The sequence below is a fragment of the Vibrio sp. V19_P1S1T109 genome, assembly GCF_002241375.1.
GTDB classification, from domain to species: Bacteria; Pseudomonadota; Gammaproteobacteria; order Enterobacterales; family Vibrionaceae; genus Vibrio; species Vibrio anguillarum.
Window position 1 is genome coordinate 1 of record NZ_NDIM01000102.1, and the last position, 9,478, is coordinate 9,478.

The following is a 9,478-nucleotide window of genomic DNA, read 5'->3' on the forward strand; positions in this document are numbered from 1 at the left end:
CGCGACCCAGAAATGCGTCGCGCTTAAGCCTGTCACAGGCTAAATTTAGAGCTCGACATGCAAACAAGACACAGCATGTTCATCACTACCTTTAATCTGCGGTTTTTGCTGTGCGCAAATTTCCGTCGCTTGAGGACAGCGGGTACGGAAAACACATCCAGAAGGCGGGTTGATTGGCGAGGGTAAATCCCCTTCTAGCATCTGAATTTTCTTAGCACGCTCCAGTTTCGGATCTGGAATTGGCACAGCCGACATCAAAGCTTTGGTGTAAGGGTGTGATGGATTCGCAAACAACGCCTCAGAGGTGCCAAGCTCGACCGCATTGCCTAAATACATCACGAGTACACGATCAGAGATGTGTTTCACTACCGATAAATCATGGGCAATAAAAACCAAACTTAAACCAAGCTCATTTTGCAGCTCTTTGAGCAGGTTAACCACCTGCGCTTGGATTGAAACATCCAAAGCAGAAACTGGCTCATCACAGATGATCATTTTCGGTTTTAAAATGAGCGCACGGGCAATACCAATACGTTGACACTGACCACCAGAGAATTCATGGGGATAGCGGTTAATGACGTTCGGCAATAAACCGACTTTTGTCATCATCTCTTTTACACGATCCTTCACTTCTTGCTTCGAAAGTTCTGGATAAAAGGTTTGAAGTGGCTCTGCAATAATATCGCCAACCGACATTCTTGGGTTCAATGACGCCAGTGGGTCTTGGAAAATCATCTGAATTTGCTTACGGGTTTTGCGACGCTCAACCTCATGCATTTTCGTCAAATCATTTCCTAGCCACACCACTTCACCCTCGGTGGCTTCGACTAAACCAATGATCGCTCGCGCAAAAGTAGACTTTCCGCAACCTGATTCGCCTACTACACCGAGAGTTTCACCCTCATATAGGCGCACATTAACGCCATCTACGGCTTTTAGGTTGGATGGTTTAGACCACGGCCACGCGGATTTAGAGGCAATGTTGAAGTGAACTTTGAGGTTCTTTACATCCAATAATAATGGTTTTTGTTCGCTCATTTAACCCAAGCCTCCCAATCAGAAAAACAGGCACGTTGGCGACCATCGGCAAATGGCAATAAAATAGGTGCTTCACGTTTACAGCGTTCTGTCACTCGGTGGCAGCGCTCTTGATAAGGGCAACCCGGTGGCAATCGTAGCAAGTTAGGTGGGTTTCCAGGAATTGTTGGTAATATTTCACCTTCCGTATCCAAACGAGGAATGGCTTTTAATAAACCTTCAGCGTAAGGGTGACTCGGGTTGTAGAAAATTTCATCCACAGAGCCATATTCCATCGTACGCCCAGCATACATTACCAATACTTTGTCACATGAACCCGCAACCACACCCAGATCATGGGTGATCATGATAATGGCGGTATTGAATTCGCTTTTGAGTTCATTTAACAAATCCATAATTTGGGCTTGCACCGTTACGTCCAATGCGGTGGTGGGCTCATCGGCAATCAGTAACTTAGGCCGGCATAACAACGCCATTGCAATCATAACGCGTTGACGCATACCGCCAGAAAACTCATGCGGATACATGGTAATTCGCTTACGCGCTTCGGGGATTTTAACCGCCTCTAGCATACGTACCGACTCTTCAAACGCAGCCGACTTGCTCATTCCTTTGTGCAGCATCAGCACTTCCATCAACTGATCGCTGACCTTCATATAAGGATTCAGTGACGTCATTGGGTCTTGGAAGATCATCGCAATTTGTTCAGCACGCACTTTGTTCAAGGCTTTTTCTGGCAAATTGAGGATCTCTTTCCCTTCAAATTTTGCGCTGCCCGTGATAATACCGTTTTTGGCAAGTAGGCCCATAATAGCGAACACGGTTTGCGATTTACCAGAGCCAGACTCCCCTACGATACCGAGGGTTTCGCCTTGCTCCAGTGAAAAAGTTAAATCGTTAACAGCAGTGACAATACCATCTTGAGTGGTAAATTCGACCCGCAGATCTTTGACATCTAATAAGCTCATTATTGCTTCCTTAATCTTTTAATTATCGGTCTTTAGGATCAAGCGCATCGCGCAGACCATCACCGACATAGTTAAAGCAAAACAGGGTGACCACCATGAACGCGGCTGGAAAAGCAAGTTGCCAAATAGCGACTTCCATTGTTTGTGAACCTTCTTGTAGAAGTGCTCCCCAGCTTGTCATCGGCTCTTGAACACCAAGACCAAGGAAAGATAAAAATGACTCTGTCAAAATCATACTTGGGATCAACAGCGTCGAATAGACCGCTACAATACCCAACACGTTTGGCACAATATGACGTGTAATAATTTTCCAGTTGCTGACGCCACACACATGCGCCGCTTCAATAAACTCTTTGCTGCGTAGGCTCAAGGTTTGGCCACGCACAATTCGCGCCATATCAAGCCATGCAATTGCACCGATAGCGACGAAGATAAGTACGATATTGCGGCCAAAAAACGTGACCAACACAATCACAAGGAACATGAAAGGAACAGCGTATAGAATCTCCAAAATACGCATCATAATGCGGTCTACTTTACCGCCAATGAAGCCCGACGCCGCACCATAAAGTGTGCCGATCAGAACAGCAACCAACGCGCCCATTACGCCAACCATCAGTGAAATTCGCCCACCAACTAAGGTACGCACATACAAATCACGCCCAAGGCTATCAGTGCCGAACCAATGATCCGCATTGGGCCCAACGTGCATTGAATACCAGTCCGTATTGTCATAGGTATACGGGGCCATCATCGGTAGTACGATCACCGCAAGGGTCATCATCGTCAAAATACACAAGCTGACCATTGCCGCTCTGTTACGCATAAAGCGAATTCGCGCATCTTGCCATAAGCTGCGGCCAGCTATTTCTAAGTTTTCAGAAAACTTCTCAACCGCGGCTAGGTTTTCTCTTTTCGTTAACATAACCATACGTCCCTGTTAGTAGCGAATTTTCGGGTCAATGACCGCAAGCAAAATATCAACAATGGCGTTGAAAAGAATAAATAGGAAACCAATTAAAATGGTTACACCCATCACCAATGAGTAATCGCGATTAAATGCAGCGTTAACAAACAGCTTACCGATACCCGGTAGACCGAAAATCGTTTCAATCACCACAGACCCCGTAATAATACCGACAAACGCAGGCCCCATGTACGACACAACAGGCAGTAAAGCAGGCTTCAAAGCATGGTTAACAACGATATAGGGATAACTCAATCCTTTCGCGCGTGCCGTGCGAATAAAGTTACTGTTGAGTGTTTCTATCATTGAGCCACGGGTGATACGGGCAAAAGTGGCAATATAGAGCATCGACATACCCAGCACTGGCAGCACTAAATATTGGAAACTTCCATCTAACCAACCACCAGCCGGGAATATTTTCCAATGCAAGGAGAAGAGATAAATTAAAGCTGGGGCGAGAACAAACGACGGCATCACCACGCCAATCATTGCCGTCGACATGATGGTGTAGTCAATCCAAGTGTTGTGTTTTAATGCGGCAATCGTACCGATGGAAACACCCGCGATAACAGTAAAAATAAAAGCGATAAAGCCGACTTTTGCCGAGACAGGCAAGGCAACGGCGATCAATTCATTCACCGTATAATCTTGGTATTTGAATGATGGGCCAAAATCACCTTGCAAAATATTGGTCAAGTAGGTGAAGTATTGCTCAGAGACGGGTTTGTCTAAGCCATATTTAGCCTCAATATTGGCCATCACTTCCGGTGGTAAAGGACGCTCGCTTGAGAATGGGTTACCCGGAGCGAAACGCATGAGAAAGAAAGATACTGTGATCAACACCAACATGGTTGGTATCGCTTCCAATATCCTTTTTGCGATGAATTTAAGCATAAACTCACTCTTTCAGTCTGTGACAATGAAAATTAGAAAGACGCTGCATGTAAATTACTATCTGAAGATAGCTACATGCAGTGTCTAAGTCGTTATATTTTTATCAGCGTAAGTGGACTTACTTTGCTGTGATATAAAGATCTTTTGAGTAGATCTTCTCTTCCGCGTTATTCATCGGGAAGCCGCCTACATTAGGAGATAATAAACGAGATTTAACATACTGATAGATAGGGGCAATCGGCATATCTTTGGTTAATAGTTTTTCAGCATCCAGATATAGCTTAGTGCGCTCCTCTTCAGAGGTTGATTTTAACGCTTTATCAATAATTGCATCGTATTCAGCGCTTTGGTAGTGCAAACCACCCGTGGTGTTATTGCTCACCATTAAGGTTAGGAATGAAGACGCTTCATTATAGTCACCACACCAACCAGCACGTGCCACTTCAAAGTTACCTTGATCTTTAGAATCTAGATAGGTTTTCCACTCTTGGTTCTCTAATACGACATTAATACCGAGCGTTTTTTTCCACATAGAACCCAGTGCTACAGCGATTTTCTTGTGGTTTTCCGATGTATTGTAGAGGAGGCTGAATTTCAGAGGGTTGTCTTTATTAAAGCCCGCTTCAGCCAACAATTTTGCCGCTTCTGCATCGCGCTCTTTTTGCGTCATCTTGCCATATGCTGGCATTTGAGGATTAAAGCCTGCCGTAATTTCAGGTGTTAAGAAATAAGCTGGTTTTTGGCCTTGACCTAAAATCGCATCACTCACAATGTTACGGTCGATAGCGTAAGAAATCGCTTTACGCACGCGAACGTCGTCAAATGGTGCCTTTTTGGTATTGAACAGATAGTAATAAGTACACAAGTTACCCTGGATCGATACTGATTCCGGGTGTTCTTTCTTCAGACGCTTGAAGTGCTCGGTGGGTAATTCATAAGAGATATCGATTTCACCTGCTAGGAAACGGTTCATTTCTGATACTTGGTTTTCTATGGGCAAGAAGGTGACTTTGTTAATGACTGTTTTGTCATTGTCCCAATATTGCTCGTTACGTTTTAATACTAAACGCTCATTGACAACCCATTGATCAACAACGTAGGCACCGTTGCCAACAAAATGCTCAGGCTTGGTCCATTGGTCACCAAACTTTTCAACCGTCGCTTTATGGACTGGTTTCACGGTTGTGTGGCCCATCATCATGACGAAATAAGGCACAGCATCTTCAAGTTCAACAACGAGTGTATGGTCATCTTTAGCTTTAACGCCAAGTTCACTTTTGTCTTTCGTTCCTGCAATAATCTCTTTTGCATTTTTCATCTTGGTATATTCCATATACCAAGAGTAAGGAGAAGCCGTTACAGGGTCGACGGCGCGCTGGAAGCTGAAAACAAAATCACCAGCCGTGACAGGATCACCATTTGACCATTTTGCATTTTTGCGCAAATGGAAAATAAAGGTTTTGTTGTCTGCGGTTTCCCAGCTTTCTGCGACACCAGGAATGGTTTTACCATCCGCGTCTTGGTTCACAAGCCCTTCCAATAAGTCACGAATTACATGCGACTCAGGAACACCTTGGGATTTGTGAGGATCGAGTGTGGCGACTTCAGTACCGTTACCACGAACGAGCTCCTGAACTTTGGCCAATTTAGTGCCGGCTGGAACATCAGCCGCGAGAGAAAAAGTAGAAGTAGCAGCCACTGCCATACCCGCCCCTAGAAGAAGGGCTTGGGTGATTTTATTTTTATACATGCATAAACTCCAAGTTTTTATTTTTGCATCCATGACTTCCTTGAGAGCTCTCTAGCATCGCTAGAACTTTAGATTTATTTAGCGCAAAAACTAAGCAGAAAAATCTAAAAACTCCTAAGGATAGCGGCACACATTAGCAACCATTGAAGTAATTTGCCATAAAATCGTAGCAAAAAAATGCATAATTCCATGGTTTACCTAATGGAATAGATAAATAGCCCAACAATTAACTCAAACTCAGTGAATTAAAGTTACCAAGCGCTATCTGGTCAGACCATAGTGCTAAATCATCTAGTGTTGAGTACATTTTCAGCACGTTTCACTGGAAAATCAGCCTTTTTTTAACATCTTAGTTACGTTAGATCTAACTTAAAGGGATAATCCTGCCATCTAAAAATAAAATCCGTGAAGAGTGTCACTAAAATTGATTAACAATAAATTAACAACGTGTTGATTGGTAATAATAAATAAACACTTTCACCGAAAAGTGTAATCTAATGCTTACGCAAATCGACATTCAGTTTACGCGATGCTCAAACTGGCACTAAGATGATCGAGCTCAATGTAACGAATCAGCTCCATGGCCGAACGAATGCCCAATTTACTTTGAATTCTCGCTTTGTAAGTACTGACTGTTTTCTGATTAATATCCAGTTGATTAGCTATCTGCTTATTGGTCAAACCTTGAATCAACAAATTTGCCACACTCAACTCTCTGCTGGATAGTCTTTCATTGAGTCGAAAACTAGGTTGAAAATTAACTGTTCGCCCAACCTCCCCCATTATGCTCTGAATGGTGTCAGTCAATGCAGCTGATTTCACAATGTGGCGCGCATGTGAAAGTTCTGCAGATATTGCTTCATGATATTCATTGAGAAAAATAAGTCTTCCCTTAAAATTCATCGATTCAATATGCTGATGCAACTGCAAACTAGCGTCTTTACTGCAGTAGCTATCCACAACCACTAAATTAAAAGGTAAATCACGCAATCTCTTTACAGCGCAAGCGAGATCACTGGCAACGACCACCTGCGTAACGCGCTTTTCTCTCATCAACATTTTTCTTAGGGCATTAGCGCTAGTCGAATTTTCTCCAACTAATAAGCAATACACACCATCTTCGATACTTTGGTGGCTTAGCTGCTTGCTGATATTTTTGCTATACAGTTCAGCGAGATCGCCAATCGGCATCGGCATCGCCGAATAATAACCTTGACAAGTATCCACGCCTAAATGACGTAAATATTGCCAAGTATCTTCGTCCTCCACACCTTCGACAACACAATGCAAGCCTAAGGATTGCGCTAGCAATAAGCACATGTTGGTGAGTTGCTGGTTTTTATAATTGGTGGAGAGATCGCGGACAAAGCTTTGATCTACTTTAAGTTCTGTAAAGGGTAATTTCGAAAGCTGACTTAGAGAGGCGTAGCCTGTGCCAAAATCATCAATGGATAAACCAACACCATGCATTCTTAAACGTGCAAGATTAGCCAGTGATGCTGTCGTACCGTTATAGACATGATCTTCCGTCAGCTCGAGCGTGAGTTTATCAGTGGGAAACGCGTATTTGTGACAGAGAGTAAGAATAGGGTCACAGATCAGCTGTTGTAAATTACTCTGGGAGATATTGATTGATAACTGGAGATCGGCTGACAAACTGCCTAAAGCCGATAATGCTTTATCCAAAACAATTAAAAACAGCTTATCCATCAAATTCAGCTCTTCAATAAGAGGCAGAAAATGCGCAGGGCTTAATACACCATGAACTGGGTGATCGAGTCGGACAAGTGCCTCGACTCCAACCATGGCACCCGTTTTAAAATCAAACTGAGGTTGATAGTAATTGAATAACCAATCTTCACTGAATGCTGTTTCTATCTCTTTGTACCCTAATGAGATAGGCGTAATGCTTGCGGCCTGTTGTTCACACTTCACATGAAACGCATGAATCACGGTTTCAAGTTGCTCAATAGAATAGGGTTTTCGTAAAACATCGACAAAATTAAAGCTCGCTAAACAGCACATGTTATAAGTAAGGTCTAACACGGCATCGTCAACAGCACTCAATATAATAATTCCGAGTGAAGGATGTTTATCCCCAAGCATCGACAAAAGCGTAACTCCGTCCATTTCCGGCATATGAATATCACAAAAAACCAGCGATATCTCTTTGCGCAAGCATAAAGCCAACGCTTGGTGTCCATTTGCTGCAATATCGACATTATTCAATCCAAGTTGTCTGAGTTTCAGTTTCAAACTCGTGGCTTGAATTCGATCATCTTCGACAATCAAAATGTTCATTCGTCATCTACTCGTTGCTGTTTATCTAACCATTCTTGTGCTTGTGTAATCACGATTTTCATTTCCATTACCAGTCGTTGTTTTGCAGATACAACAGCTTGTGGTTCTAATTCGCGCTCCAAGCTAACCGCAAGACTCGCGAGATAATCCAGTTGAAGCGCTCCGGCAGAGCCTTTAACACGATGGGCTATCATTTTGTAATCAGAATCATGCTTTTCGAGTCTATCGACCTCGGCCGCTAAAGATTCTGCCACAACAGAAGCAATTTCACTTTTTTCACTCGGTAAAAAGCTCTCAAGCCAGCTTTTTGAGTCAACATTTACTAAAGGATACATAGAAAGATAACCACTCAACATAGTATACAGCGACGCCAACGAGTAGGGTTTATACAACACGTGTTCCATACCAGACTGGTAAGCCTTCTCTGCGATCAACCGTGAATCTTCTGCCGTACAACCGATAACCACCTTATATCTCTCTTGCGGAATATAATTTTTAACAAATCTTGCTAAAGCGAAACCATCCATTTTAGGCATATGGCAATCTGTTAGTAGTAAATCAAACTGGCTGTCTTCGCTTTGTAAAAGATGGCATGCCTCTTCTCCATCACCAACGATGGTTGCTTGTACACCAAGTTCATGCAGCTGTTTTTTTAATAACAAACGGTTAATAGCGTCATCATCAACCACCAAAACATGCCCGCAAAGTTTCATTTTTTTTGGTTGAACCAGCACTTGCTCACTATCTTTTATCTTATCAATAAGCAGGTCAGGATAGAGATGTTTTTTGGTCATTATCGCGTCAAAATCGACCAAGGATACACCACCTTGACTCACCGAAACTTGCCAACACTTCAACCACTCGATAATGCGTTCATTAGTGCAACGGTAGTTACGTTGACTCAACGGTTCAGACAGCGGCTCACCACAAATGGGAAGCACTATCGTTACTTGAGTCCCCTCATTCAGCGTACTGGAAACCGTGATATGACCATCCATTAGATTGACTAAATTCGATACTATTGACATACCAAGCCCAGTACCGCCATATTGGCGAGTAATGGTTTTATCCGCTTGCATAAATGGCTTAAATAACGAATCCAAGTGCGCTTCATTCATTCCGCACCCCGTATCTTTTACGGCAAAGACTATCTGTTCTTCCGTCAATTTAACATGGATGGAAACCGTACCTGCCGTAGTGAATTTAACAGCATTGGCTAATACATTGGTAAGAACCTGATTTAAGCGTAATGCATCAAACTTTGCGTAAATAATAGCTGTCGGCACCCAATCAACAACAAACTCAACGCCTTTCAACTTAGCACTCGCTTCAAAGCTTCTAATAGTGGGACATAACTCTTCTAAAATATTATGTTGGCGTATATCTAATTGTAATTGCTGAGCTTCCATTTTTGAAAAATCTAAAATCTCATGGACATGGTGCTTAATTCTCTCGGCAGAACGAATTGCATTCGTCAATAGCAAACGGCTCTCATCGTTTTTAATTCGAGTTGATAAAATCTCCATCAACCCTAGCATGGCCGCAATTGGCGTTCTAAGC

At 43.0% G+C, this 9,478-nt stretch carries 7 protein-coding genes; all 7 read right to left on the reverse strand.

Annotation, left to right across the window (positions count from 1 at the left end):
* Positions 1-45 precede the first annotated feature (45 nt).
* Positions 46-1,038 (reverse strand): murein tripeptide/oligopeptide ABC transporter ATP binding protein OppF, encoded by a 993-nt coding sequence (oppF, locus tag B9J87_RS04835; RefSeq protein WP_010319732.1) that lies wholly within the window; start codon positions 1,036-1,038, stop codon positions 46-48.
* Positions 1,035-2,006 carry an ABC transporter ATP-binding protein gene (locus B9J87_RS04840; protein WP_094145609.1) on the reverse strand — a complete coding sequence of 324 codons (972 nt, stop codon included), beginning with the start codon at positions 2,004-2,006 and terminating at the stop codon, positions 1,035-1,037. Before B9J87_RS04840 ends, oppF begins: the two co-directional genes overlap by 4 nt.
* A gap of 22 nt (positions 2,007-2,028) precedes the next feature.
* Entirely contained in the window at positions 2,029-2,931 is a 903-nt protein-coding gene (oppC, locus tag B9J87_RS04845) for an oligopeptide ABC transporter permease OppC (protein ID WP_026028150.1), read from the reverse strand.
* A gap of 15 nt (positions 2,932-2,946) precedes the next feature.
* Entirely contained in the window at positions 2,947-3,867 is a 921-nt protein-coding gene (oppB, locus tag B9J87_RS04850) for an oligopeptide ABC transporter permease OppB (RefSeq protein WP_013856495.1), read from the reverse strand.
* A 118-nt stretch (positions 3,868-3,985) separates the two neighbouring features.
* Complete coding sequence (locus B9J87_RS04855) at positions 3,986-5,617, reverse strand: ABC transporter substrate-binding protein (protein ID WP_141201538.1); 1,632 nt, start codon at positions 5,615-5,617, stop codon at positions 3,986-3,988.
* Between the two features lie 522 nt (positions 5,618-6,139).
* On the reverse strand, positions 6,140-7,918 hold the full coding sequence (locus tag B9J87_RS04860) for an EAL domain-containing protein (protein ID WP_094149580.1): 1,779 nt from the start codon (positions 7,916-7,918) through the stop codon (positions 6,140-6,142).
* Positions 7,915-9,478: ATP-binding protein (locus B9J87_RS04865; RefSeq protein ID WP_141201539.1), on the reverse strand; the 1,564-nt coding region annotated here is incomplete at its 5' end. The genes B9J87_RS04865 and B9J87_RS04860, both read right to left, overlap by 4 nt.

Bases quoted from the DNA above. Each gene is read 5' to 3' on its own strand.
- oppF (WP_010319732.1), bottom strand. From the start codon at position 1,038: ATGAGCGAACAAAAACCATTATTATTGGATGTAAAGAACCTCAAAGTT.
- B9J87_RS04840 (WP_094145609.1), bottom strand. From the start codon at position 2,006: ATGAGCTTATTAGATGTCAAAGATCTGCGGGTCGAATTTACCACTCAA.
- oppC (WP_026028150.1), bottom strand. From the start codon at position 2,931: ATGTTAACGAAAAGAGAAAACCTAGCCGCGGTTGAGAAGTTTTCTGAA.
- oppB (WP_013856495.1), bottom strand. From the start codon at position 3,867: ATGCTTAAATTCATCGCAAAAAGGATATTGGAAGCGATACCAACCATG.
- B9J87_RS04855 (WP_141201538.1), bottom strand. From the start codon at position 5,617: ATGTATAAAAATAAAATCACCCAAGCCCTTCTTCTAGGGGCGGGTATG.
- B9J87_RS04860 (WP_094149580.1), bottom strand. From the start codon at position 7,918: ATGAACATTTTGATTGTCGAAGATGATCGAATTCAAGCCACGAGTTTG.